This window comes from Streptomyces sp. B15 (genome assembly GCF_018070605.1).
GTDB classification, from domain to species: domain Bacteria; phylum Actinomycetota; class Actinomycetes; order Streptomycetales; family Streptomycetaceae; genus Streptomyces; species Streptomyces smyrnaeus.
Genome location: NZ_JAGPXJ010000011.1, coordinates 15346 through 39881, shown reverse-complemented (window position 1 = coordinate 39881; position 24536 = coordinate 15346). Strand labels below are relative to the sequence as shown.

The following is a 24536-nucleotide window of genomic DNA, read 5'->3' as shown; positions in this document are numbered from 1 at the left end:
CCTCAGCTCATCCGCAGTGCCAGGCTGTGTTTGTGCGGGGGCAACCCCCGAGCCCCCGGCCGGGACCGATCACACCCCTCAGCTCATCCGCAGTGCCAGGCTGTGTTTGTGCGGGGGCAACCCCCGAGCCCCCGGCCGGGACCGATCACACCCCTCAGCTCATCCGCAGTGCCAGGAAGAAGTCGAGCTTGTCCTCCAGGCGGGACAGGTCGCGGCCGGTGAGCTGTTCGATGCGGCTGACGCGGTAGCGAAGCGTGTTGACGTGCAGGTGGAGACGGCCCGCGCAGCGGGTCCAGGAGCCGTCCGAGGAGAGGAACGCCTCCAGGGTGGGCACCAGTTCGGCGCGGTGCTTGCGGTCGTACTCGCGCAGCGGGTCCAGCAGGCGGGCGGTGAAGGCACGGCGTACGTCGTCCGGCACGAAGGGCAGCAGCAGCACGTGCGAGGCCAGCTCCTCGTGTCCCGCCGCGCGGACCGCGCCCGGGCGGGCGGCGGCGACCCGGCGGGCGTGCCGCGCCTCCTCCAGCGCGCCCCGCAGTCCCTCGGCCGAGTGCACGGCAGCGCTGACCCCCAGCGTCAGCCGTCCGTCGTTCGCCAGGGCGCGTCCCAGCGGCTCGCTGACCTCGGCCAGCAGGGTGTCGGCGTGCAGCCCCTCCGAGCCGCGTACGCCCGTGAGCCTGGCGGGCCCCTGCTCCTGGGCGCCCTCCGCAGCGCCGCCCGCGCCGGTGTCCGGGTGCGAGTCTTCCGCGCGGGAGGCCAAGGCCGTCGCGGAGTCCGGGGCGGCGCCGCGTCCCGTCTCGGTGCGTCCCGTCTCGGCCTCGGAGTCGTCGGGGTGCTCGGCCCCCGCTTCGGCCTCCCCGGTCAGCGGCACCAGTGCCACCGCCTCGCCGTCGACATGGGCGACGGCGATCCGGTCCGAGCCGTCCGGGCCCGTGGCGCGCGGGTCGACCAGCAGCTCTTCCAGCAGAGACTGGGCGATGGCGCCGCCCTCCAGGGCGCGCGCCGGGTCGGGCTCGTCCCAGTCGACGCGGGCCACGATCACCTGCCAGGCGGGTGCCGCACCCTGTCCGGGCAGCAGTACAGGGGCTGCCACCCGCAGCCGCGCGGCGATCTCGGAGGGCGGTGCCCCGGTCTGCACCAGTTCCAGCACCTCCTGCGCCAGCCTGCGGCGCACGGTGCGGGCGGCGTCGCGTCTGTCGCGTTCGACGGCGATGAGCTGGGTGACGCCGTGCAGCAGGTCGAGGCGTTCGGCGGGCCAGTCGCCGGTGTCGGCGGCGACGGCCAGCAGCCAGTCGGACAGGACGGTGCGGCGCGCGTCGCCGGTGCCGCGGCTGACGGGGAAGAGGGAGTAGGCCACGCCTTCGTCGACCGTCCGGTGCGGGCTGCGCCGTCCGGTGCGGACGGCGGCCATATGGGCGCCCGCCAGTCGGGCGGCGGCGGCGTGCGGCAGCACCGGCCCTTCGCTGGGGCCGGCGATCTGGCGGCCGGTGGGGGAGAGCACCCAGGCGGCCAGGTCCAGGTCCGAGCCGAGCAGGTCGAGGACCGCGTCGGGGCCCCCGCCGGCGGGCCCGGAGGACATCAGGCGCCGGTGCCGGTCCACGACGGCGGCCAGGTCTCCGGCGCGCTCGGTGGAGACCTGGCGGACCACGTGCTCGGTGATGGTGGCGAAGGCGACGGACTCGGTGACGGAGAACAGCGGCAGCCGGTGCCGCGCACAGGCCTGCACCAGGTCCTCGGGGACGGTGCCGAGCTCCGCCTCGCCCGCGGCCAGGCCCGCGACCCCCGCCGTGGCCAGGATCTGGACGAAGGACTCGGAGTCCGTCGGCGCGTGTCGCCACGCCAGGCCCGTCAACACCAGCTCACCGCCGGACAGATAGCGGCTGGGGTCGCGCAGGTCGGTGGTCATGACGCCGCGCACCGTACGGTCCAGTTCCTCCTCGCCGCCGAGGAGCCGGAGGCCCAGCGAGTCGTTCTCCAGGAGCGCGCGCAGCCGCATCGTCTTGTCGCCTGCCGTTCGTGTTTCGTCTCGGGTGGGGCGGAGGGGCGTGGTCATGCCACCGGGGTGTGACCGGGAGGAAACCGTGAGGTTACTGGTTCCCGGCTTTCGTCTGAATCTACAAGACCGGGTGGCCGACCAGCCAAACGCTTCATGTTTTCGGTGACTGCACCGCGGCGGGTACCTGTCGGTGTACTGACCGCATCCCCTCCGCATCTCCCACCTCCCATCGCACCACTCCGGATCGCACCGCGAAACAGCACCCCCTGTCAGCACCCCCCAACCAGCACACCGAGAAGAGACACCATGGAGTTCCTGCGCCCGGCCAGTTGGGAGGAGGCGCTCGCCGCGAAGGCGGAGCACCCCTCAGCCGTGCCCATCGCGGGTGGCACCGATGTCATGGTCGAGATCAACTTCGATCACCGCCGCCCCACCCATCTCATGGATCTGAACCGGGTCCATGAGCTGCACGAGTGGGAGGTCGGTGACGAGACCGTCCGGCTCGGCGCCTCCGTGCCCTACTCGAAGATCATCGACGAGCTCGCCCACGAGTTGCCGGGCCTGGCGCTGGCTTCGCACACCGTCGGCTCCCCGCAGATCCGCAACCGGGGCAGCGTCGGCGGCAATCTCGGCGCCGCCTCCCCCGCAGGGGACTCGCACCCCGCGCTGCTCGCAGCCGGCGCCGAGGTCGAGGCCGAGTCGGTGCGGGGCACCCGGTTCATCCCGGTGGAGGACTTCTACACCGGGGTGAAGCGCAACGCGCTCGCCGAGGACGAACTGATCAAACGCGTCCACATCAAGAAGGCCGACGGGCCGCAGCAGTTCTCGAAGGTCGGCACCCGCAACGCCATGGTCATCGCGGTCTGCGCCTTCGGTATCGCGCTGCACCCCGGGACCCGCACCGTACGGGCCGGCATCGGCTCGGCGGCACCGACCCCGCTGCGGGCCCGCACCGCCGAGGACTTCCTGGGCGCGGCGCTGGAGGAGGGCGGCCTGTGGGACAGCGGCAGGACGATCCCGCCGTCCGTGGCCCGCGAGTTCGCCGAGCTGTGCTCCGGCGCCTGCAATCCGATCGACGACGTGCGGGGCAGCGCCGCCTACCGCCGCCGCGCCGTGGGCGTCATGGCCCGGCGCACGCTGGGCTGGGTCTGGGAGAGCTACCGCGCCACCGGGAACGGCCGCACCACCGAAGGAGGCGCCCAATGCGCGTGACATTCACCGTCAACGGACGGCGGCACGAGGCCGACGACGTGTGGGAGGGCGAGTCCCTGCTGTACGTGCTGCGCGAGCGAATGGGGCTGCCCGGCTCCAAGAACGCCTGCGAACAGGGCGAGTGCGGATCCTGCACGGTCCGCTTGGACGGCGAGCCGGTCTGTGCCTGCCTGGTGGCCGCCGGGCAGGTCGAGGGCCGCGAGGTCGTCACCGTCGAGGGGCTCGCCGAGTACGCCCGGGAGCGGGACGGTTCCGAGGGGACGGGGAGCACCGGTGATCTCGCACCGGTGCAGCAGGCGTTCATCGACGCCGGCGCCGTGCAGTGCGGCTTTTGCACCCCCGGCCTGCTGGTCGCCGCCGACGAGCTGATCGAGCGCAACCCGCAGCCGACCGACGCGGACATCCGCGAGGCGCTCTCCGGCAACCTGTGCCGCTGCACCGGATACGAGAAGATCATGGACGCCGTCCGGCTGGCCGCCGCCCGCGCCGACGACAGCGCGCCGGAGGTGGTCTGAGATGGCCCCCACGACCGGACCCGGCCGTACGCCCACCAAGCTCGACCAGGGCGCCGACACCAAAGGTGGTGTGGGGGAGTCCCCGCTGCGTCCGGACGGCACCCTCAAGGTGACCGGGGAGTTCGCCTACTCCTCCGACATGTGGCACGAGGACATGCTGTGGGGCTGCACCCTGCGCAGCCCGCACGCGCACGCCGAGATCGTCTCCGTCGACATCAGCGAGGCGCTCAAGCAGGCGGGCGTGCACGCCGTACTGACCTACGACGACCTCCCGACCGAGATGAAGAACTACGGGCTGGAGATCAAGGACACCCCCGTCCTCGCCCACGGCCGGGTCCGCCACCACGGTGAGCCCGTCGCGCTGGTGGCGGCCGACCACCCGGAGACGGCCCGCCGCGCCGCGGCCAAGATCAAGGTCGACTACCGCGAACTGCCCGTCGTGCACGACGAGGAGTCCGCGCTGGCGCAGGACGCGCCGCTGCTCCACCCGGACCGCGACGACGACCACGCCCGGCATGTCCCGCACCCCAACGTGGTGCACCGCCAGCCCATCGTGCGCGGTGACGCGGGTGCGGCGGCCCGGGGCGCCGAGGTGATCGTCACCGGCGAGTACGAGGTCGGCATGCAGGACCAGGCGTTTCTCGGTCCGGAGTCGGGGCTGGCCGTGCCCGCCGAGGACGGCGGTGTGGACCTCTACATCGCCACCCAGTGGCTGCACTCGGACCTGCGCCAGATCGCCCCCGTCCTCGGGCTGCCCGAGGAGAAGGTGCGTATGACGCTCTCCGGCGTCGGCGGCGCCTTCGGCGGGCGGGAGGACCTGTCCATGCAGATCCACGCCTGTCTGCTGGCGCTGGTCACCGGCAAGCCCGTGAAGATCGTCTACAACCGCTTCGAGTCGTTCTTCGGGCATGTGCACCGCCACCCCGCGAAGCTGTGGTACGAGCACGGCGCCACCCGCGACGGCAAGATCACCCATATGAAGTGCCGCATCGTGCTGGACGGCGGCGCCTACGCCTCCGCCTCCCCGGCCGTGGTCGGCAACGCGGCCTCGCTCAGCGCCGGCCCGTACGTGGTCGACGACGTCGAGATCGAGGCGCTGGCGCTCTACACCAACAACCCGCCCTGCGGCGCGATGCGCGGCTTCGGCGCGGTACAGGCCTGCTTCGCCTACGAGGCCCAGATGGACAAGCTCGCCGCCGAGCTGGGCATGGACCCGGTCGAACTGCGCCGGCGCAACGCCATGTCGCAGGGCACCCTGCTGCCCACCGGGCAGGCCGTGGACTCCCCGGCACCCGTCGCCGAGCTGCTGCGCCGGGTCAAGGCGATGCCGCTGCCGCTGGAGGCGCAGTGGGAGACCGTCGGCGGCGAGCCCGATGTACGGGCGCTGCCGGGCGGTCTGTCCAACACCACGCACGGCGAGGGTGTCGTACGGGGCGTCGGTTATGCCGTCGGCATCAAGAACGTCGGCTTCTCCGAGGGCTTCGACGACTACTCCACGGCGCGGGTGCGGCTGGAGGTGGTCGGCGGGGAGCCGGTGGCGATGGTGCACACCGCGATGGCCGAGGTCGGCCAGGGCGGCATCACCGTGCACGCCCAGATCGCCCGCACCGAGCTGGGCGTCGCCCAGGTGACCATCCACCCGGCGGACACCCAGGTCGGCTCGGCCGGCTCCACCTCCGCCTCCCGGCAGACGTATGTGACCGGGGGCGCCGTCCAGCACGTGTGCCGACTGGTGCGCGAGCAGGTGCTGGAGCGCGGGCGCGAACGGTTCGGCACCTACCACCCGGCCTGGGCGAGCGCCGAACTGCTGCTGGAGGGCGGCAAGGTGGTCACCGACGGCGGTGAGGTACTCGCCTCGCTGGTGGACGTGCTCGGCGACGAGCCCGTCGAGGCCGAGGACGAGTGGCGGCACCGGCCCACCGAGGCCTTCGACCTGAAGACCGGTCAGGGCTTCGGCCACGTCCAGTACTCCTTCGCCGCGCACCGTGCCGTGGTGGAGGTCGACACCGAGCTCGGACTGGTCAAGGTCGTCGAACTGGCTTGCGCACAGGACGTGGGCAAGGCGATGAACCCGCAGGCCGTGGTGGGCCAGATCCAGGGCGGCACCGTACAAGGGCTCGGGCTCGCGGTGATGGAGGAGATCGTGGTCGACGCCCGGGCCAAGGTCCGCAACCCCTCCTTCACGGACTATCTGATCCCCACGATTCTGGACACGCCGACCATCCCGGTCGACGTGCTGGAGCTCGCCGACGAACACGCGCCCTACGGGCTGCGTGGCGCCGGTGAGGCGCCGACTCTGTCGTCGACGCCTGCCGTGCTGGCGGCCGTCCGCGCTGCGACCGGCAGGGCGCTGCCGCGGGTGCCGGTGCGGCCGGAGCACATCGTCGAGGTGTGAGTTTCCCCGTCCCGTCCCTACCCGTTCCTCCGGGGGCCCCACGCCCCCGGACCCCCACTCCCGGGCCGAGGGGCCGTAGCGGCCCTCCGCATCGGAGGACCGCCGGCCGAAGGGCCGGGCAAGGACCGGGCGGGACCGGGGACAAGGCAAGACGCGGGCCGTCCCCCGGGTCGTGCTTCCCAAATCCTCGGCGTCTGCCGAGGTGCCCCTATGAACCTTGGGAGTCAGCACAATGACCCAGTCCGAAGTAGGGCCGACGACGTCGGCGGAGGACGCGGGCCCTGGCTCGCGCATCCCCGCGGGACGCTCGTGGCTCGACAGGTACTTCCACATCTCCGAAAGAAGGTCGACCTACGGCCAGGAGCTGCGTGGCGGTGTCACCACCTTCATGGCGATGGCCTACATCGTCCTGCTCAACCCCGTCATCCTCTCCGTGCCCGACGCCACCGGGCACAAGCTGGACGGCGGGCAGGTCACCACGGCGACGGCGCTGGCCGCCGCGGTGACCACCCTGGTGATGGGCTTTCTCGGCAACGTCCCGCTGGCCCTGGCGGCGGGGCTGAGCGTCTCGGCCGTGATGGCCTTCCAGGTCGTGCCCGAGATGACGTGGGGCAACGCCTGGGCGATGTGCCTCATCTACGGCGTGGTGATCATTCTGCTGGTGGTCACCGGGCTCCGTGAACTGATCATGAACGCGATCCCGTTGGCGCTGAAACACGCGATCACCATGGGCATCGGGCTGTTCGTCTGTCTGATCGGGCTCGTCCAGGCCGGCTTCGTCACCTCGATGGCCGGTCCGGGCGGTGTCCCGGGGGCCAAGCCCATCCAGCTGGGCACCTCGGACATGCTCACCGGCTGGCCCGTGCTGTGCTTCGCCGTCACCGTGCTGCTCATCTTCGCGCTGCAGGTGCGCAAGGTGCCCGGCGCGATCCTCATAGGGATCGTCGGCGGCACCGTCCTCGCCGCGCTCGTGCACCAGTTCGCCGGTCTCGACAAGAAGGACTGGGGCGGCAGGAACGCCCCCGAGATCACCGGATCACTGGTCAGCTCGCCCGACTTCGGGCTGCTGGGCACCGTCTCGTTCGACGGGCTGGGCGACGTCGGCGGCATCACCATCGGCGTCATCGTCTTCACCCTCGTCCTGGCCGGGTTCTTCGACGCGATCGGCACCATCATCGGCATCGGCCAGCAGGCCGGGCTCGCCGACGAGCAGGGCCGGATGCCGGGGCTGAACAAGGCGCTGGCCATCGACGGTGCGGGCGGTGTGGTCGGCGGTATCGCCGGCGCCTCGGGCCAGACCGTCTTCGTGGAGTCGACGGCGGGCGTCGGGGACGGTGCGCGCACCGGCCTGGCCAGCGTCGTCACCGGTCTCGGCTTCGCCCTCTGCCTGTTCTTCACGCCCCTCGCGCAGGTGATCCCTCCGCAGGTGGCAGCCGCGGCGCTGGTCGTCATCGGCTCGATGATGATGACCAACGCCATGCACATCGACTGGACCGACCCGGCCACGTCGATCCCGGTCTTCCTGACCACGGTGCTGATGCCGTTCACCTACTCCATCACGGCCGGTATCGGCGCCGGTGTCATCGCCTACGTTCTGATCAAGGCCGTCCAGGGAAAGTTTCGCGAGCCCGGATGGTTGATGTGGGTACTGGGACTCGTCTTCCTGGCCTACTTCGCGCTGAACCCGATCGAACAGTGGCTGGGGGTCAAGTAGCCGGCCGGTCCTGTTGACGACCGTCCAGGCGGGAGCGGGTGCGGTCCCCTGGCCGTTCCCGCTCCCACCTGGCGTCCCACTGGACGTCACACGCCGTATCACTGCCGAGGAGAGACCACATGCTGGACATCGCCGCACAGCTGCACCGCTGGTGCCAGGAGGGGCGGGACTTCGCCGTCGCCACCGTCGTCGGCGTCGGCGGCAGCGCGCCGCGGCAGCCGGGTGCGGCACTGGCCGTGGACGCGGACGGCGAGGCCGTCGGCAGCGTGAGCGGCGGCTGCGTCGAGGGCGCCGTCTACGAGCTGTGCCAGGAGGCGCTGGAGTCGGGCGCGAGCGTCCGCCAGACCTTCGGCTACAGCGACGAGGACGCCTTCGCGGTGGGACTCACCTGCGGCGGCGTCATCGACATCCTGGTCACCCCGGCGCGCGCCGGGACGGACGTACGAGAGGTGTTCGCCGCTGCCGCGGCCGAGGCCGTCGAAGGCCGCACGGCCGCGCTCGTACGGATCGTGGAGGGCCCGCCGGAACTGCTGGGCGGCGCTCTGTGGCTGGACGCCGACGGGCAGCCGCACGGAGCCCTGGGCGGAGCCGGCGAACTGGACACCACAGCGGCCGCCGAGGGCGGTGCGCTGCTGGCAGCCGGCCGCACCGCGACCGTCACCGTCGGCGCCGACGGCAGCAAGTGCGGGCAGCCGGTGACGCTGCTGGTCGAATCCAGCGTTCCGCCGCCCCGGATGCTGGTCTTCGGCGCCATCGACTTCGCCGCGGCCCTCGTGAGGATCGGCAAGTTCCTCGGCTACCACGTGACGGTCTGCGACGCACGGCCCGTCTTCGCCACCGCCCGCCGCTTCCCCGACGCCGACGAGGTCGTCGTCGACTGGCCGCACCGCTACCTCGACTCCCAGGACGTCGATCCCCGCACGGTCATCTGCGTACTCACCCACGACGCCAAGTTCGATGTACCGCTGCTGGAGCGCGCACTGCGGCTGCCGGTGGCCTACGTCGGTGCCATGGGCTCGCGCCGCACCCACCTCGACCGCCTGGAGCGACTGCGCGAAGCGGGGCTGACCTCCCTCGAACTGGCGGCGCTGCGCTCACCCATCGGCCTCGACCTGGGCGCCCGCACCCCGGAGGAGACGGCGCTGTCCATCGCCGCCGAGGTCGTCGCCGCGCGGCAGGGCGGCAGCGGGGTCCCCCTCAACGGAGCCCACACCCCGATCCACCACGACACCGCTCAGCCGGCCGCGTCCAGCACCCGCGCCGTACGCAGGGCCGCCGGCTGACCCGACCCACCGGGCCGGCGCCCGCCCTGCGCCCGGGCCACCGGCTGCTGAACCGGCGAGGATCCCGTCCTGGTCGAACACCGGCCCACGGACGGCTGATTCGGGCAGGCCCGAAAGCGGGCCTCGGCCGCTTCAGACCAGCTTGACGTTCACCAGCAAGGCGCGGTGGTCGGTGCCGCGCAGGTCCAGGAACTGGCCGTCCACCGGCAGCAGCGACCCGCTCAGCAGCACGTGGTCGATCTGCGCGCCGAGCACCGGGGTGGTGCGCGTGGGCCAGGTGGGGGTGCGGGAGTTGCCCAGCATACGGGCGGCGTCGTGCATCCCGGTCCTGAGGATGGCGCGGAAGGCGGCGTGGTCCTGCGAGGAGTTGAAGTCCCCGGCGATCAGCGTGGGCAGCTTGCCGCGTGCTGCCGCCATGGCCCGCAACCGGTCCAGCTCCACCCGCCAGGCCGCCGTTCTTCCCGGCTCCGGCGGCATGGGGTGCGCCACCTGGAGGGCGATCCGCTCACCGCGCACGTCCGCGATGGCCCCGGGCATCGACAGCCGGCCGCGCACCTCGCTGCGCCGGTGCAGCGGATAGATGCTCAGCAGCGCCGAGCCCCGGGCGCCTCCGTCGCCGGTGATGATGCGGTACGGGTACTCCTCGCGCAGGGCCGGGGCGCGCAGCGCCGCCGCGCAGCGCGCGTCGCACTCCTGCAACGAGACGATCTGCGGCCGCTCCCGGCGTACGGTCTTCACCAGGTCGGGAGTGGCGTTGCCGTACTTGAGATTGGCCGTCAGCACCCGGAACTGGGCCTTCGCCGGTCTGGCCGCCGTATCGCTCGGCGCGGGCGGTCCGTACGGGCGCAGGAACCATCCGGTGCCCGCCAGCACAGCCAGCGCCCACAGCAGCACCAGCCATCTGCGGGAGAGCGCGGCGCCCAGCGCCGCCAGCCATGCCGGGGCGAGGAACCAGGGCAGGAAAGCCAGCAGCTGCGGCACGGGCGTCGGACCGTCCTCGTCACCGGCCCGGAACGCCAGCGGGACCGTGAGGACGAGCAGGGTCAGCACCGACAGCGCGGCGATGACGGGATGGCGCGGTCCGCGCCGCCGCCCGCCCGCGGTCCCACCGCTGTCTGCCGCGCCCCGGTCCTGGCGCGTGCCGGCCCCCGTATACACCTCTCCGATGATGCCGTACCTCCCGTCACATGCGCGTAAGCCCCCGGCCGGGGGTGGTGCGCACGCGGGTGGACGTACACGATGGCTCCCAGCGCCCGCAGCACCCCGCTGAGCAGGAGGAAACATGGTCCCGTCCACGCCCACAGAACAGTTCCGAGCCGCCCGCGACACGCTGCTGCGGCACCGGACGGACTACGAGGCCGCACGCGCCGCCTTCGGCTGGCCGCGTCCCGAGCACTTCAACTGGGCCCTGGACTGGTTCGACCACATCGCCGAGAACGCCGAGAACAGAGACCGGCTCGCGCTGCACATCGTCGAGGAGGACGGTGTCGAGCGGCGCGTCACCTTCGACCAGATGCGCACCCGCTCCAACCAGGTCGCCAACTGGCTGCGCGGCCGTGGCGTCGCACCGGGTGACCGGGTCATCGTCATGCTCGGCAACCAGGTCGAACTGTGGGAGACCCTGCTGGCCCTGATGAAGCTGCGTGCCGTGGTCATCCCCGCCACTCCGCAGCTGGGCCCGAGCGATCTGACCGACCGCGTGACCCGGGGCGAGGCCCGGCACGTGGTGGTCCGCGCGGCGGACACCGACAAGTTCACCGGCTCCCAGGTTCCGGGCGACTACACGCGGATCGCCGTCGGCAGCGGCGGTACGCCCGCGCCCGGCTGGCTGGCGTACGAGGACGCCTACGAGGCCGAGCTCGCCTTCGACCCGCGGGGTGTCACCCGGGCCGACGACACCCTGCTGCTGTACTTCACCTCCGGTACGACGGCGTTGCCCAAGCTGGTCGAGCACACCCACGTCTCGTACCCGGTCGGGCACTTGGCGACCATGTACTGGATCGGGCTGCGGCCCGGCGACGTGCACCTCAACATCTCCTCGCCCGGCTGGGCCAAGCACGCCTGGTCCAACTTCTTCGCACCCTGGAACGCCGAGGCGACCATCTTCATCCACAACTACACCCGCTTCGACGCGGGCCGCCTCATGGCGGAGATGGAGCGGGGCGGCGTCACCAGCTTCTGCGCGCCGCCCACCGTCTGGCGCATGCTCATCCAGGCCGACCTCAGCCGGCTGTCCGCCGTCCCCCGCGAGGTCGTCGCCGCAGGGGAGCCGCTCAACCCGGAGGTCATCGAGCATGTGCGCCGAGTGTGGGGGGTGACCATCCGGGACGGCTTCGGCCAGACCGAGACCGCCGTCCAGGTCGCCAACACCCCCGGCCAGCCCCTCAAGCCCGGTTCCATGGGCCGCCCCACCCCCGGCTTCGACGTCACCCTCGTCGATCCCGTCACCGGCGAGGCGGATGTGGCGGAGGGCGAGATCTGCCTCGACCTGGCCACCCGGCCCGTCGGCCTGATGGTCGGCTACCGGGGCGATGCCGAGCGGACCGCCGAGGCGATGGCCGACGGCTACTACCGGACCGGCGACATAGGAGCGCGGGACAAGGAGGGATATCTGACGTACGTGGGCCGCGCCGACGACGTCTTCAAGGCCAGCGACTACAAGATCTCGCCGTTCGAGGTGGAGAGCGTCCTGCTGGAGCACGAGGCCGTCGCGGAGGCCGCCGTCGTGCCGTCGCCGGACCCGGTACGGCTCGCCGTCCCCAAGGCGTATGTGGTCCTGGCGGACGGCTTCCGCGCTGACGCGGAGACAGCCGCCTTGTTGTTCGCGCACTCCCGGGACCGGCTCGCGCCCTACAAGCGGGTGCGGGTCGTCGAGTTCGCGGAGCTGCCGAAGACCATTTCGGGGAAGATCCGCCGGGTGGAGCTCCGCGCGCATGCCGCCGGCGAGGCCGGCACCCCCGGTACGGAGTACCGGGACCGGTAGGGGGTGCCCCTGGCTGCGCGTCGCGGACTGCGGGTGTGTTGCTGGTTGCTCGCGCAGTTCCCCGCGCCCCTGAAATGGGTCCCGCATCAACGCGGCGTACGGATCAAGTGCTCCGCGGCGTCGTTGACGGCACGCGGCGCCCCCGTCAGGTCGAGGACGAAGAGGGGGACCCGCAACTCGTCGGCGCGGGCCCGCGCCTCGCGCAGATAGCCCGCGAGGGCGAAGCACACGGCGGCGACCGAGTCGTTCAGCCCGTTGAGCCACAGCGTCTCCACGTCGCGCACTCCGGCCGGGGAGGTGGACGGGTCGACGTGCGCGACGACGGACGGGCCCCGCACATCGACACCCGATGCGGGCGTCCGCTCGGCGACGCGGATGCCCTCGAACCCGAGCCACCGCAGGTACTGTGCCGCGGCCAGCTTCGCGTCGTGGGCCGTGCGGATGGTGACGGGCCGGAAGGGCGGCCGCGGCACGGGGGCACGCGCGGCGGAGGCGGGCTCCGGGCCGGTGGGCGTCGGGGCCGGCTCCTCGGCGGGCGGCGCGGCCACTCCGGTGCGGCCCCGGGCGACGGGCACCCGCAGTGTCGTACCGCAGCCGCAGCCCAGCTCGGGCTGCGGCCACTCGTCCACCCGGCCGCACGTCGGGCACCGCACGGAGATCCAGGAGCCCGCCCAGGTGCGGTGCCGTACCTGGATGGCGGCGGCGGAGGACAGCAGCGGCAGAGCGACCGGTGCGCCGCAGCCGCAGGGGTAGACGGGCGCTGTGTAGCTGTGCTCGCGTCGGCACACGGGGCAGCGCACAAGCACTCTCTCAGCCATCGTTCGGCTCCTGGCACGGGTGGTCCGGTGGGCACGGCTGCACACGCGTGCCCGATCGCCTCCCAATCGTCGCCGATGCGGCGGCTTTTACGAAGGGGCGGGGCGCCAGGCCGACGGAGAGGTGGGGGAGGATGGTATGGGTATGCCCCCGCGCGGGACGGCCACCCCTCATCTGTCGGACCGTCCCGCACGGGGGCGCGCGCCGGGTCGACCTCCCAATCAGCCCGGTACGCCGCTCACCGCGCGCCCGGCACGGGCGCGCTCGCGAAAGGAGGGGTTCAGCCCTCCTGCAGTTCGCGCACCGCGGCCTCCACCCGGCGCCCGTAGTCGGGGTCGGCGGCGCTGAAGTGGGCGATGTTCTTCTCGACGACGTCCTCGCGGGTGACCTGCGAGAGCCCGCCTGCGATGTTGGCGACCAGGCGCCCCTTCTCCTCCTCGGACATCAGCCGGAACAGCTCGCCGGCCTGGAAGAAGTCGTCGTCCTTGGTGTGCTGCGGCGCCTCGTGGGTGCCCCAGTACCCGGTCACCGGGCGCGGCGCGGACAGCGGGACACCGGTCTCGATGGGGCCGCCGTAGGAGTTGGGCTCGTAGTTCTTGGTGTGCCGGTCGTAGGCGTTGGTGGCCATCAGGCCGTCCCGGCCGTAGTTGTTCGCGGCGGTGGCCTTGGGCGCGTTGACCGGGAGCTGGGTGTGGTTGACACCGAGCCGGTAGCGGTGCGCGTCGGCGTAGGCGAACAGCCGGCCCTGCAGCATCTTGTCGGGCGAGGGGCCGATGCCGGGCACGAAGTTGTTGGGCGAGAACGCGGACTGCTCGACCTCGGCGAAGACGTTGTCCGGGTTGCGGTTCAGCACCAGCCGGCCCACGCGCTGCAGCGGGTAGTCCTTGTGCGGCCAGACCTTGGTGAGGTCGAACGGGTTGAAGCGGTAGTCGGCCGCCTCGTCGGCGGGCATGATCTGCACATACAGCGTCCAGGAGGGGAAGACCCCGCGCTCGATGGACTGCAGCAGGTCGGTCTGGTGGCTGTTGGGGTCGGTGCCGGACAGCTCGGCGCCCTGCTCGCTGGACAGGCAGCGGATGCCCTGGTTGGTCTTGAAGTGGTACTTGACGAAGAAGGCCTCGCCCTCGGCGTTCGTCCACTGGTAGGTGTGCGAGCCGTAGCCGTTCATGTGCCGGTACGAGGCGGGGATGCCGCGGTCCCCCATCAGCCAGGTGACCTGGTGGGTGGCCTCGGGGGAGTGGGCCCAGAAGTCCCACACGTTGTCCGGCTCCTGCTTGCCGGTGAACGGGTCGCGCTTCTGCGAGTGGATGAAGTCGGGGAACTTCAGCGGGTCCTTGATGAAGAAGACCGGGGTGTTGTTGCCGACGAGGTCGTAGTTGCCCTCTTCCGTGTAGAACTTGAGGGCGAAGCCGCGCGGGTCGCGTGCCGCGTCGGGGCCGCCGAGGTTGTCGGCGACGGTGGAGAAGCGGATGAACGTCTCGGTGCGGCGGCCGACCTCGCCGAGGAAGTGGGCGCGGGTGTGGTCGGTGACGTCGTCGGTCACCTCGAAGTAGCCGTAGGCGCCGGAGCCGCGGGCGTGCACCACGCGCTCCGGGATGCGCTCCCGGTTGAACCGCGCCAGCTTCTCCAGCAGATGCTGGTCCTGGAGGAGGAGCGGGCCACCGATGCCGGCGGAGGTGGAGTTCTGGTTGTCGGCGACGGGCGCGCCCGCCTCGGTGGTCAGCGTGGGCTTCGGCGACTGCGACATGGACGACCTTCCTGAGGCGTGATTCACGGAAAGCAGTTTCCGCATGTTGGAGCGTAAGGACGCCCCCGTAGGGCGTCAACACTTTGTTGAAACTTCGGTTCTTCCCCGACTCCGGCGCAGTTCCCGGCGCCCCGTAAGGGGCGCGGGGAACTGCGCGACCAGCCACAACGGCGCCGCACACAGTGCACGACGGGCAGGGGCACCCCCGTCACTCGCAGGCGCCGGGCACACATAGGACACCGGGCAACCCTTGGCAGCGGCGCCGAGGCGTCAGCCGAGCGGCACCGTGGCCGTCGGCGCGTGCGCCGCCTCCGTGGCCAGCTCCTCGAACTCGTTGACCGAGGCAATGTCGGAGCCGCTCATCGAGATGTTGGTGACCCGCTCCAGGATCGCCTCCACCACGACGGGCACCCGGTACTCCGCGGCGAGCTTCTTGGCCTCCTCGAACGCCGGTAGCAGCTGGTCCGGCTCGGTGACCCGCAGCGCCTTGCAGCCCAGTCCCTCGACGACCTTGACGTGATCGACGCCGTAGCCGCCCAGCTCGGGTGCGTTGATGTTCTCGAACTCCAGATTGACCTGGAAGTCCATCTCGAAGTTGCGCTGCGCCTGCCGGATCAGACCCAGATAGGAGTTGTTGACCAGCACATGCACATACGGGATGCGGTGCTGTGCGCCGACGGCCAGCTCCTCGATCATGAACTGGAAGTCGTAGTCCCCCGACAGCGCCACGACGCTCGCCTCCGGGTCCGCCTTGGCGACACCCAGCGCGGCCGGCACGGTCCAGCCCAGCGGGCCCGCTTGGCCACAGTTGATCCAGTGTCGCGGCCGGTAGACGTGCAGGAACTGCGCGCCCGCGATCTGCGAGAGGCCGATGGTCGACACATACCGGGTCTCCGGACCGAAGGCCCGGTTCATCTCCTCGTACACCCGCTGCGGCTTGAGCGGCACGTTGTCGAAGTGCGTACGGCGCTGCAGCTCGCCCTTGCGCAGCCGGGCGGCGTCCGCCCACTTCGACAGGTCCTTCAGCTTCCCGGTCCGCGCCCGCTCCCTGGCGACCTCCACGAAGAGGCTCAGCGCCGCGTGCGCGTCCGAGACGATGCCGTAGTCGGGCGCGAAGATCTTGCCGATCTGCGTCGGCTCGATGTCCACGTGCACGAAGGTGCGGCCCTCGGTGTAGGTGGACAGCGCGCCGGTGTGCCGGTTGGCCCAGCGGTTGCCGATCCCCAGGACGAAGTCGGACTCCAGGAATGTGGCGTTGCCGTAGCGGTGCGAGGTCTGCAGGCCGACCATGCCCGCGTGCAGCGGATGGTCGTCACCGATCGTCCCCCAGCCCATCAGGGTGGGCACGACGGGGATACCGGTCAGCTCGGCGAACTCCACCAGCAGCTCGGACGCGTCCGCGTTGACGATGCCGCCGCCCGCCACGAGCAGCGGACGCTCGGCGGCAGCCAGCATGTCCATGGCCTTCTCGACCTGCCTGCGGCTCGCGGCCGGCTTGTGCGGCACCAGCGGCTCGTAGGTGTCCGGGTCGAACTCGATCTCCGTCATCTGCACATCGATGGGCAGGTCGATCAGCACCGGGCCCGGCCGGCCCGAGCGCATCAGATGGAAGGCCTCCTGGAAGACGCCCGGAACCTGCGCGGCCTCCTTGACGGTGGTGGCCTTCTTGGTGACCGGCTTGGCGATGGAGGCGATGTCGACGGCCTGGAAGTCCTCCTTCTCGATCACGGCGACCGGTGCCTGTCCCGTGATGCACAGGATCGGGGTCGAGTCGCCGATCGCCGAGTAGAGGCCGGTGATCATGTCGGTGCCCGCGGGCCCCGACGTGCCGATGCACACCCCGATGTTGCCGGGCGCCGCACGGGTGTAGCCCTCGGCCATGTGCGAGGCACCCTCGACGTGGCGGGCGAGCGTGTGCTCGACGCCGCCCGCGGCGCGCAGCGCCGCGTAGAAGGGGTTGATCGCCGCACCCGGCACGCCGAAAGCGGTGTCCACACCCTCGCGCTTGAGGATCTCAACTGCCGCGCGGGCAGCGGTCATACGAGCCATCGAACTCTCCTGGTTCGGTGCGGGTGGTGTCCGGGCGGCGGCGCCTGGGCGCGACAGGACAGTGTCGACGCCGCCGCCCGGAGTCTGTGGGGAGGGCGGACCCTCAGCCGGCGTCGGGGTTCTCGCCCGACAGCCGCTTGACGCCGCGCACCAGCGCGGAGTGGTCGAGCCCGCCGTCGCCCTGCGCACGCAGCGCCGCGACGAGCTGGGCGACCAGCGCACCGGCCGGGACGGCGGCGCCGACCGAGCGGGCCGCGTCGGTCACGATGCCCATGTCCTTGTGGTGCAGGTCGATCTTGAAGCCGGGCTTGTAGTCGCCCGCCAGGATGCTGTCCTTCTTACGGGTCAGCACCGTGGAGCCGGCCAGACCGCCGTTGAGCACCTCCAGGCCGGCCTTGAGGTCGACGCCGGACTTCTGGAGGAAGACCACGGCCTCGGCCACGGCCTGGATGTTGACCGCGACGATGAGCTGGTTGGCGGCCTTCACCGTCTGTCCGGAGCCGGCCGGGCCGCACAGCACGATCGTCTTGCCGAGCGCCTCGAAGATCGGCTTGGCCGCTTCGAAGCTCTCCTGCTCGCCGCCGACCATGATGGACAGCACGGCCTCGATCGCACCGGCCTCGCCGCCCGAGACGGGGGCGTCCAGCGTCTTGATCCCCTTGGCCTCGGCGGCCCGGGCGACCTCGATGGAGGTCTGCGGGGTGATCGAGGACATGTCGATGAGGGTGCCGCCCTCGCGGAGGTTGTCCAGAACGCCGCCCTCGTGCAGGACGACCGCCTCCACCTGGGGGGAGGCCGGAACCATCGTGATGACGACGTCCGCGCCCTGTGCGGCCTGTGCGACGGAGGTCGCGCCCTTGCCGCCGTCCTTGACGAACTCCTCGACCTTCTCGGTCTCGAGGGTGTACGCCGTGACGTCGTAGCCCGCCTTCAGCAGGTTGCGGGCCATGGGGGCGCCCATGATGCCCAGACCGATGAAGCCGATCTTCGTGTTGCCGGGCGTGTAAGCCATTCTCTTGCCTTTCGCAGATCCAGTTACTTCAGCCAGCCGAAGGAGGCGGCGCTGCCGTTGTCGCCGGGCTTGTACTCGAGGCCGACGAGCCCGTCGTAACCGGCCTTGTCCAAGCGCTCGAAGAGGTCCTTGAAGTCCAGGGAGCCGGTCCCGGGCGCCCCCCGCCCGGGGTTGTCCGCGATCTGTACGTGCGCGGTCCTGGCGGAGTACGCCTCGATGGCCGCGGCCAGGTCCTCACCGTTCATGGACAGGTGGTAGAGGTCCATCAGGAAGCGCGCGTTGTCCAGCCCGGTGGCCGCGTTCACCGCGTCGACCACCTCGACGGCCCGAGGGGCGCTCACCAGCGGGCACTTGGGCGACTCGGGAGCGTTGAGCGCCTCGACCAGGAGCACGGCCCCCACCCGGTCGGCCGCCCGCGCCGCCAGTGCGAGGTTCTCCAGGGCGAGGGCGTCCTGCTCGGCCTCCGAGGCACCGTCGACGCGGTTGCCGTACAGGGCGTTGAGCGCCTTGCAGCCCACGGACCGGGCGAACTCGGCGGTGACCTCGATGTTGGCGCGGAACTTCTCCGACTCCTCGCCGGGAACGGACAGGGCGCCGCGGTCGGGCCCCGGCAACTGCCCGGCGTAGAAGTTCAACCCGGTGAGCTGGACCTGTGCGTCCTCCAGCGCGCTGCGCAGCGCGTCCAGTTCGGAGCGCTCGGGCACGGGTGCGTCGACCCAGGGCCACCACAGCTCGATCTTGTCGAAGCCCGCGGCGGCGGCTGCTGCCGGGCGCTCCAGCAAGGGCAGCTCGGTGAAGAGGATCGAGGCGTTGACGGTGAACCGGTCCGAGGAGACCACTGTGACCGCCCTCCCTTCCTTCGGAGATCGGCTGTGAATTTCGTATTGTGAAAGTTGTATTCTGCTCACTGGAAGATTGCTCTGCGGGTCACGTTCCTGTCAAGGGCCACCCGCAAAGCCGGCCGCCGGGCGCCGGGTACCGGCCTCGCGCGCGGGCGGGCACCGTGCGGGCGTGCCAAGGCCCCGGACTCCGTCTCGCTGACGGAGCCGGGGCTCGGGTGCGGCGGATGTGGCAGATGTGGCAGGGCACGGCGGATGTGGCGGCAGCGGCGAGGAAGGGGCGCCGGAGGCGTGGGAGGCGCTCCTTAATGCTTCAATCCGACCCCTGCCCACGCACTCACTGCCGCGCGGCCCCGGCCCCTCGAAGACACCTCGCGGTCCCACAGCCGGTGCGCGGAACGGACGGTTGCCCTCCGTGGGCGGAGCCTTTACATTCTGCGTCTTCAACTACCGTGCTCGGAAGGCTGGTTACCAGGTTGTCCGTAGGGGAGTATGGAGGGCTCCGGGCGGGACCACCGCCCGGTCGCCGCGTATTCTCTCGGTGCCTGTACCGGACCGGTGCACCGGTGCCACACTGTTGTGACCCCCCAATCACCCTTGGGAGTCGGAATGCCCGCCATGATGCAGCCATCCGGTGAACCGTCCCTTCGGGCTGCCCAGGAGCAGTCCAACGGGCCCACCGCGCTGCGGATCATTCTGGGCGTCAAGCTGCGCAGGCTGCGCCAGTCGCTCGATATCTCGCGGGTGGACGCGGGCCGGGCCATCCGCGGCTCGCACGCGAAGATCACCCGGCTGGAGCGCGGACAGGTCGGTGCCAAGGAGCGCGATCTGCGGGACCTGCTGACGCTCTACGGGATCCACGATCCGCAGGAGCGCGAGGAGTTCTTCGACCTGGCCCGGCAGGCCAACTCGCCCGGCTGGTGGTGCCAGTACTCGGACGTGCTGGAGGACTGGTTCGAGCTCCATCTCGGACTGGAGGACGCGGCATCACTGATCAGGACGTACGAGGTCCAGTTCCTGCCCGGCCTGCTCCAGACCGAGGACTACGCGTTCGCCGTCAGCAAGCTCGGCTACCCGACCACCGAGCCGCGCAAGGTCGCCCGGATCGTGGATCTGCGGATGGCCAGGCAGCAGCTGCTGCACAGGGCGGATCCGCCGCGGCTGTGGGCCGTCGTGGACGAGGCGGTGCTCCGGCGCCCCTTCGGTGGCGTCGAGGTGATGCGCGGGCAGCTCGAACATCTGCTGAAGATGATCGAACTGCCGCATGTGACGCTCCAGGTGGCGCCGTTCGAGGTGACGGCCGCCGCGGCCGGCACGCCCGTGACCCTGCTGCGGTTCGCCGCCCCGGACCTGGGCGACAAGGTGTATCTGGAGCATCTGACCAACGCGGTCTACCTCGACAAGCCCTCGGAGGTCGACCAGTACACGCTGATCATGGACCGGCTGTGTGCGGAGGCGCGGCAGCCGGCGGAGACGGCCGACTTCCTCCGGCGCATCCTCGACGAGCTTCGCTGACCTGGGGCGCCTTGCGGCGTTCTCGGTACTGTGGCCCCATGAGGCGATTGCGAGTGGAGTTCACCACGGAGCCGTTCGATCTGGACGAGGCCCCTCAGCACGCGGTCGTGGCCCGGGAGGTCGTCCAGTCGGCGGCACTGGATGCCGTGGACGTCGGCCCGTTCGGCAACACCGCCGAGGGCTCGGCCGACCAGGTGCTGGACGCCGTCGCCGCGTTGCTGCGCAGCTCGCTGGAGGCCGGGGCGACCCGGGTCTCCCTCCAGGTGAACGTGCTCGGGGAGGGCGAGGGCTGATGGGGCAGGACGCGCACGCCTCGGGCCACCCCTTCGTCGTCGCGATCAAGCCGCTGGTGGATGCGATGGGCGGGGCGATGGTGGCCCCGGACCAGGCGCAGGGGGACGATGTGGTGCTCGCCTGGGAGGGCGAGGACGTGGTGGCGGTGCGGCTGCCGCATCTGTCCGACTCCCTCGACCACATCCTGGCGGAGCTGGAGCGACGGCACGGGGTGCCGCTCGCGGAGCTCGACCGCAAGACCAAGCAGTCGGTGGTGCGGATCCTGGAGACGCGTGGGGCGTTCTCCGTGCGGCACGGGGTCGAGACGGTGGCCGGTGCCCTGGGCGTCAGCCGCTTCACGGTTTACAACTACTTGAACCGTGAGAACGGGCGCAGCGGCTGACCGGTTCCGCTCCTGCTCCGCGAGTCCGTGTGTGGCTTCCGTATGGCGGGCTTCGTTTTCCGGGATGCCGAAAAGGCTTCAACAAACTGTTGACGTGGTGTGGCGCGGGGACTTAGCTATTCCCAGCCCGAACAGCACCACGGCCACGGAGGTCCCGTGACTTCGCGCTCGACGCCAGGTCTGGCCTGGTTCAACTCCGCAGCGGACGCCGATGTGCGTACCGCGCTCCACGAGGTGTGCGCCGCCCGGAGCTGGGGGAGCGCCCTGCTCGCCCGGCGCCCGTACGACAGCGTCGACGCCCTCTTCGCCGCGAGTGACGAGGCCACGGCGGCCCTGACCGACGAGGGGCTGGCCGAGGCCATGGCCGGGCACCCGCCCATCGGCCGCCCGAAGCCCGGCGACCCGACCTCCGCCCGCGAACAGCGCGGCATGGCGGGCGCCGACGAGGAGCTGAAGGCCGAAATGCTCGCACTGAACCTGTCCTACCAGGACAAGTTCGGGCATGTCTTTCTCATCTGTGCCACCGGCAGAAGTGCCGAGGAGATGAGGGACGCCGTTCGTCACCGGATCGACAACACTCCGCAACAGGAGCGGGAGATCGTGCGGCAGGAACTGGCGAAGATCAACCGGCTCCGGCTCACCCGCCTCGCGGAAGAAGGGGGCCCTACACCATGAGCGACGCGACGAGCACATCGGTGTCCACGCACATCCTGGACACCAGCCGCGGCCGCCCGGCCGCCGGGGTCGGTGTACGGCTGTCCGTGCGCCAGGGTGACGAGCAGGCCGCATGGGTCGCGCACGGGGCGTCGAAGACCGACGCCGACGGGCGCTGCAAGGACTTTCCGGCTCTGCCGGAAGGCACCACCCACGTTCAGCTGTGGTTCGAGACGGAGCCGTACTTCCTCGACGGGCACGGCTCCACCGAGCACGGCTCGGACCAGCACGACGTGGCAGAGCACAGTTCGAATCCGCGCAGCCAGCGCGAAGCCGCGGAACAGCAGGACGCCCCCCGCGTAAGGGACAGCGCACCAGGCAGCTTCTTTCCCGAGGTGACCATCGTCTTCGCGGTGCGCCCGGGCGAGCACTACCACGTGCCGCTGCTGCTCAACCCGTTCGGCTACTCCGTGTACCGAGGGAGCTGACACCATGCCCACGATTCTCGGCCAGAACCAGTACGGCAAGGCGGAGAACCGCGTCGTCAAGATCACGCGGGACGGCGACACCCACCACATCAAGGACCTCAACGTCTCGGTCGCCCTCAGCGGCGACCTGGACGACGTCCACTACTCCGGCTCCAACGCCCACGTCCTGCCGACCGACACCACCAAGAACACCGTCTTCGCCTTCGCCAAGGAGCACGGCATCGAGTCGGCCGAGGCGTTCGGCGTACTGCTCGCCCGGCACTTCGTGGAGAACACCGAGCCGATCGGCAAGGCCCGTATCCGCATCGAGGAGTACGACTGGGAGCGCATCGAGACCTCCGACGCCAACTCCAAGTTCATCGGCGCCGACGAGGTCAAGCACTCCTTCGTACGCAAGGGCCAGGAGATACGCACCGCGCAGATCACCTTCGACGGTGAGAGCGTCGAGGTGCTGTCCGGGCTGAAGGGGCTGACGGTCCTCAACTCCACCAACTCGGAGTTCTGGGGCTACATCAAGGACCGCTACACCACCCTGAAGGAAGACTACGACCGCATCCTGGCCACCGAGGTGGCCGCCGTGTGGCGGCACAACTGGACCGGCGCGCAGGAGGAGCGGACGCCCGCCTGGGACAAGTCCTACGCCCAGACGAAGAAGCACATGCTGCACGCCTTCGCGGAGACGTACTCGCTCTCGCTCCAGCAGACGCTGTACCAGATGGGCTCGCGCGTCATCAACAGCCGGCCGGAGATCGACGAGATCCGGTTCTCCATGCCGAACAAGCACCACTTCAAGGTGGATCTGTCGCCGTTCGACATCAAGAACGAGGCGGCCGACGGTGCCGTCTACTACGCCGCGGACAGGCCGTACGGCCTGATCGAGGCCACTGTTCTGCGCGACGGGGCCACCCCTCGCATACCCGTCGACATGACGAACCTCTAGTTCCATCCCCCCAGCTTCGCCCCCTGCAGGCAGCGCAGCGACCGCGCCCGGGGGGCGGGGCGCGGGCCGATATCCCGAGCGAGGACCCCCATGGCCGACACCGAACACCAACAGCCACCGACAGGCCGCGTCGTCATCGAGAAGTGCGCCATCGCGACCGTCGACCCGGAGGACACCGAGTACGCGACCGGCCATCTGGTCATCAACGGCAACCGGATCGAGTCCGTCGGTCCGGGCGACGCACCCGAAGGCCTGGGGAACATCACCCGCCGGATCGACGGCAGGGGCCATCTCCTCACCCCGGGGCTGATCAACACCCACCACCACTTCTACCAGTGGATCACCCGGGGTCTGGCCACGGACTCCAACCTCTTCGACTGGCTCGTCGCCCTCTACCCCACCTGGGCGCGGATCGACGAGGAGATGGTCTACGCGGCGGCCCGCGGCTCCCTCGGGATGATGGTGCGCGGCGGTGTCACCACCGCGATGGACCACCACTACGTCTTCCCGCGCGGCGCCGGCGACCTCCTGGGCGCCGAGATCCGCGCCGCCGCCGAGATCGGCGTCCGCTTCACCGCGGCCCGCGGCTCCATGGACCGCGGCGTCTCGGACGGCGGCCTCCCGCCGGACTTCGCCGTGGAGACGCTGGAGGGCGCCCTCGCGGAGACCGAACGCGCCGTCGACACCCACCACGACGCCTCGTTCGGCTCGATGCTGCACATCGCGGTCGCGCCCTGCTCCCCGTTCTCCGTCTCCACCGAACTGATGCGCCAAGGCGCCGAGCTGGCCCGCCGCAAGGGCGTACGGCTGCACACCCATGGCTCGGAGACGGCGGAGGAGGAGAAGTTCTGCCACGAGCTGTTCGGCATGGGCCCCACCGACTACTTCGAGTCGGTCGGCTGGCTCGGCGAGGACGTGTGGATGGCGCACTGCGTCCATATGACCGACGCGGACATCGCCGCCTTCGCCCGCACCAGGACCGGAGCGGCACACTGCCCCTCGTCCAACGCGCGGCTGGGCGCCGGGATCGCCCGCGTGCCGGACATGCTGGAGGCGGGCGTGCCGGTCGGCCTCGGCGTCGACGGGACGGCGTCCAACGAGTCGGGCGAGCTGCACACCGAACTGCGCAACGCGCTGCTCGTCAACCGCCTGGGCCCGCACAAGGAGAGCGCGCTGACCGTGCGCAAGGCCCTGCGGCTGGGGACCTACGGCGGCGCCGAGGTGCTGGGCCGCGCCCAGGAGACGGGCTCCTTGGAGGCCGGCAAGCTCGCCGACGTCGTGCTGTGGAAGCTGGACGGGATCGGGCACTCCTCCATCGCCGACCCGGTCGCCGCGCTCGTCCTGGGCGCACCGGCCCCGGTCACCCTCTCCCTGGTCAACGGCCGGCCGGTCGTCGAGGACGGACATCTGGTCCGGGCCGACGAGGAGGAGATCGCACGCGACGCCCGGGACGAGGCGCGCCGCCTCGCCCGGATCGCGGCCGACGCGGACTGACGGTCCGACCCCGCGGGCCGGAGCGCTGCTTCGGCCCGCCCCTCAGACACCGGCCGGGAGGGACGGCTCCCGGCCGGTTCGACCCTCATCCGGACTCCTGTCATGCTCCGGACACTCTGCATGGGCGCACACCGCACACCACCGCACCAACAGCACCACCTTGCACACCGCAACACCTCCGGAAACCGCGTGCCACAAGGCGCCGATAACG

The 24536-nt window shown here is 70.9% G+C and carries 20 protein-coding genes; 13 read left to right on the top strand and 7 right to left on the bottom strand.

Going from position 1 to position 24536, the window contains the following annotated elements; genetic code table 11:
* Positions 1–154: 154 nt before the first annotated feature.
* Positions 155–1993 (bottom strand): PucR family transcriptional regulator ligand-binding domain-containing protein, encoded by a 1839-nt coding sequence (locus KBY19_RS07800; protein ID WP_099884985.1) that lies wholly within the window; start codon positions 1991–1993, stop codon positions 155–157.
* A 306-nt stretch (positions 1994–2299) separates the two neighbouring features.
* Between KBY19_RS07800 and KBY19_RS07795 the strand changes: the two genes are divergently transcribed.
* The 5 genes from KBY19_RS07795 (at position 2300) to KBY19_RS07775 (ending at position 9112) form a co-directional block, all read left to right on the top strand.
* Positions 2300–3205, top strand: a complete 906-nt coding sequence (locus KBY19_RS07795; RefSeq protein WP_099884986.1) for a xanthine dehydrogenase family protein subunit M — start codon at positions 2300–2302, stop codon at positions 3203–3205.
* Positions 3196–3720 (top strand): (2Fe-2S)-binding protein, encoded by a 525-nt coding sequence (locus KBY19_RS07790; protein WP_099884987.1) that lies wholly within the window; start codon positions 3196–3198, stop codon positions 3718–3720. Before KBY19_RS07795 ends, KBY19_RS07790 begins: the two co-directional genes overlap by 10 nt.
* Position 3721: 1 nt before the next feature.
* A complete protein-coding gene (gene pucD, locus KBY19_RS07785; RefSeq protein ID WP_210955724.1) occupies positions 3722–6115 on the top strand; it encodes a xanthine dehydrogenase subunit D in 2394 nt (797 codons plus the stop codon).
* Between the two features lie 232 nt (positions 6116–6347).
* On the top strand, positions 6348–7829 hold the full coding sequence (locus KBY19_RS07780; RefSeq protein WP_210965453.1) for an NCS2 family permease: 1482 nt from the start codon (positions 6348–6350) through the stop codon (positions 7827–7829).
* A 119-nt stretch (positions 7830–7948) separates the two neighbouring features.
* Positions 7949–9112, top strand: a complete 1164-nt coding sequence (locus KBY19_RS07775) for an XdhC family protein (RefSeq protein WP_099884990.1) — start codon at positions 7949–7951, stop codon at positions 9110–9112.
* Positions 9113–9244: 132 nt separating this feature from the next.
* On the opposite strand, the gene KBY19_RS07770 is transcribed toward KBY19_RS07775, so the two are convergent.
* Positions 9245–10270, bottom strand: coding sequence for an endonuclease/exonuclease/phosphatase family protein (locus KBY19_RS07770; RefSeq protein WP_099884991.1), 1026 nt, complete (start codon positions 10268–10270; stop codon positions 9245–9247).
* Positions 10271–10394: 124 nt separating this feature from the next.
* Between KBY19_RS07770 and KBY19_RS07765 the strand changes: the two genes are divergently transcribed.
* Positions 10395–12095, top strand: a complete 1701-nt coding sequence (locus tag KBY19_RS07765) for an AMP-binding protein (protein WP_099884992.1) — start codon at positions 10395–10397, stop codon at positions 12093–12095.
* A gap of 86 nt (positions 12096–12181) precedes the next feature.
* Here the strand turns inward: KBY19_RS07765 and KBY19_RS07760 are convergent, their stop codons facing one another.
* The 5 genes from KBY19_RS07760 to KBY19_RS07740 all read right to left on the bottom strand — a co-directional run bounded on the left by KBY19_RS07760 (position 12182) and on the right by KBY19_RS07740 (position 18558).
* Entirely contained in the window at positions 12182–12913 is a 732-nt protein-coding gene (locus KBY19_RS07760) for a hypothetical protein (protein WP_099884993.1), read from the bottom strand.
* 278 nt (positions 12914–13191) lie between these two features.
* Positions 13192–14658, bottom strand: a complete 1467-nt coding sequence (locus KBY19_RS07755; protein ID WP_210965452.1) for a catalase — start codon at positions 14656–14658, stop codon at positions 13192–13194.
* A gap of 270 nt (positions 14659–14928) precedes the next feature.
* Complete coding sequence (gcl, locus tag KBY19_RS07750; protein WP_180289790.1) at positions 14929–16707, bottom strand: glyoxylate carboligase; 1779 nt, start codon at positions 16705–16707, stop codon at positions 14929–14931.
* Positions 16708–16810: 103 nt separating this feature from the next.
* On the bottom strand, positions 16811–17719 hold the full coding sequence (locus KBY19_RS07745; protein WP_099884996.1) for a 2-hydroxy-3-oxopropionate reductase: 909 nt from the start codon (positions 17717–17719) through the stop codon (positions 16811–16813).
* Positions 17720–17742: 23 nt separating this feature from the next.
* Positions 17743–18558 (bottom strand): TIM barrel protein, encoded by an 816-nt coding sequence (locus KBY19_RS07740; protein ID WP_099884997.1) that lies wholly within the window; start codon positions 18556–18558, stop codon positions 17743–17745.
* A 609-nt stretch (positions 18559–19167) separates the two neighbouring features.
* Between KBY19_RS07740 and KBY19_RS07735 the strand changes: the two genes are divergently transcribed.
* The 7 genes from KBY19_RS07735 to KBY19_RS07705 all read left to right on the top strand — a co-directional run bounded on the left by KBY19_RS07735 (position 19168) and on the right by KBY19_RS07705 (position 24325).
* The gene (locus KBY19_RS07735) at positions 19168–20073 is read left to right on the top strand and encodes a helix-turn-helix transcriptional regulator (protein ID WP_099884998.1); all 906 of its coding nucleotides are present in this window, start codon (positions 19168–19170) and stop codon (positions 20071–20073) included.
* Positions 20074–20111: 38 nt separating this feature from the next.
* Entirely contained in the window at positions 20112–20366 is a 255-nt protein-coding gene (locus tag KBY19_RS07730; RefSeq protein WP_099884999.1) for a hypothetical protein, read from the top strand.
* Complete coding sequence (locus KBY19_RS07725; RefSeq protein WP_099885000.1) at positions 20366–20749, top strand: helix-turn-helix domain-containing protein; 384 nt, start codon at positions 20366–20368, stop codon at positions 20747–20749. The genes KBY19_RS07730 and KBY19_RS07725 overlap by 1 nt, the downstream gene beginning before the upstream one ends.
* A gap of 156 nt (positions 20750–20905) precedes the next feature.
* Positions 20906–21424 (top strand): 2-oxo-4-hydroxy-4-carboxy-5-ureidoimidazoline decarboxylase, encoded by a 519-nt coding sequence (gene uraD, locus KBY19_RS07720; protein WP_099885001.1) that lies wholly within the window; start codon positions 20906–20908, stop codon positions 21422–21424.
* Positions 21421–21891, top strand: coding sequence for a hydroxyisourate hydrolase (locus tag KBY19_RS07715; RefSeq protein ID WP_099885002.1), 471 nt, complete (start codon positions 21421–21423; stop codon positions 21889–21891). Before uraD ends, KBY19_RS07715 begins: the two co-directional genes overlap by 4 nt.
* A 4-nt stretch (positions 21892–21895) precedes the next feature.
* Entirely contained in the window at positions 21896–22831 is a 936-nt protein-coding gene (gene pucL / locus KBY19_RS07710) for a factor-independent urate hydroxylase (protein WP_185018398.1), read from the top strand.
* Between the two features lie 90 nt (positions 22832–22921).
* Complete coding sequence (locus KBY19_RS07705; protein ID WP_099885004.1) at positions 22922–24325, top strand: 8-oxoguanine deaminase; 1404 nt, start codon at positions 22922–22924, stop codon at positions 24323–24325.
* The last annotated feature ends 211 nt before the right edge of the window (positions 24326–24536 follow it).

Excerpts from the sequence above, each read along its gene's own strand:
- KBY19_RS07735 (WP_099884998.1), top strand. The coding sequence starts at position 19,168 with ATGCCCGCCATGATGCAGCCATCCGGTGAACCGTCCCTTCGGGCTGCC.
- pucD (WP_210955724.1), top strand. The coding sequence starts at position 3,722 with ATGGCCCCCACGACCGGACCCGGCCGTACGCCCACCAAGCTCGACCAG.
- KBY19_RS07730 (WP_099884999.1), top strand. The coding sequence starts at position 20,112 with ATGAGGCGATTGCGAGTGGAGTTCACCACGGAGCCGTTCGATCTGGAC.
- KBY19_RS07725 (WP_099885000.1), top strand. The coding sequence starts at position 20,366 with ATGGGGCAGGACGCGCACGCCTCGGGCCACCCCTTCGTCGTCGCGATC.
- KBY19_RS07790 (WP_099884987.1), top strand. The coding sequence starts at position 3,196 with ATGCGCGTGACATTCACCGTCAACGGACGGCGGCACGAGGCCGACGAC.
- KBY19_RS07795 (WP_099884986.1), top strand. The coding sequence starts at position 2,300 with ATGGAGTTCCTGCGCCCGGCCAGTTGGGAGGAGGCGCTCGCCGCGAAG.
- KBY19_RS07765 (WP_099884992.1), top strand. The coding sequence starts at position 10,395 with ATGGTCCCGTCCACGCCCACAGAACAGTTCCGAGCCGCCCGCGACACG.
- KBY19_RS07745 (WP_099884996.1), bottom strand. The coding sequence starts at position 17,719 with ATGGCTTACACGCCCGGCAACACGAAGATCGGCTTCATCGGTCTGGGC.
- gcl (WP_180289790.1), bottom strand. The coding sequence starts at position 16,707 with ATGGCTCGTATGACCGCTGCCCGCGCGGCAGTTGAGATCCTCAAGCGC.
- KBY19_RS07800 (WP_099884985.1), bottom strand. The coding sequence starts at position 1,993 with ATGCGGCTGCGCGCGCTCCTGGAGAACGACTCGCTGGGCCTCCGGCTC.
- KBY19_RS07760 (WP_099884993.1), bottom strand. The coding sequence starts at position 12,913 with ATGGCTGAGAGAGTGCTTGTGCGCTGCCCCGTGTGCCGACGCGAGCAC.
- KBY19_RS07780 (WP_210965453.1), top strand. The coding sequence starts at position 6,348 with ATGACCCAGTCCGAAGTAGGGCCGACGACGTCGGCGGAGGACGCGGGC.
- KBY19_RS07705 (WP_099885004.1), top strand. The coding sequence starts at position 22,922 with ATGGCCGACACCGAACACCAACAGCCACCGACAGGCCGCGTCGTCATC.
- KBY19_RS07715 (WP_099885002.1), top strand. The coding sequence starts at position 21,421 with ATGAGCGACGCGACGAGCACATCGGTGTCCACGCACATCCTGGACACC.
- pucL (WP_185018398.1), top strand. The coding sequence starts at position 21,896 with ATGCCCACGATTCTCGGCCAGAACCAGTACGGCAAGGCGGAGAACCGC.
- KBY19_RS07775 (WP_099884990.1), top strand. The coding sequence starts at position 7,949 with ATGCTGGACATCGCCGCACAGCTGCACCGCTGGTGCCAGGAGGGGCGG.
- KBY19_RS07755 (WP_210965452.1), bottom strand. The coding sequence starts at position 14,658 with ATGTCGCAGTCGCCGAAGCCCACGCTGACCACCGAGGCGGGCGCGCCC.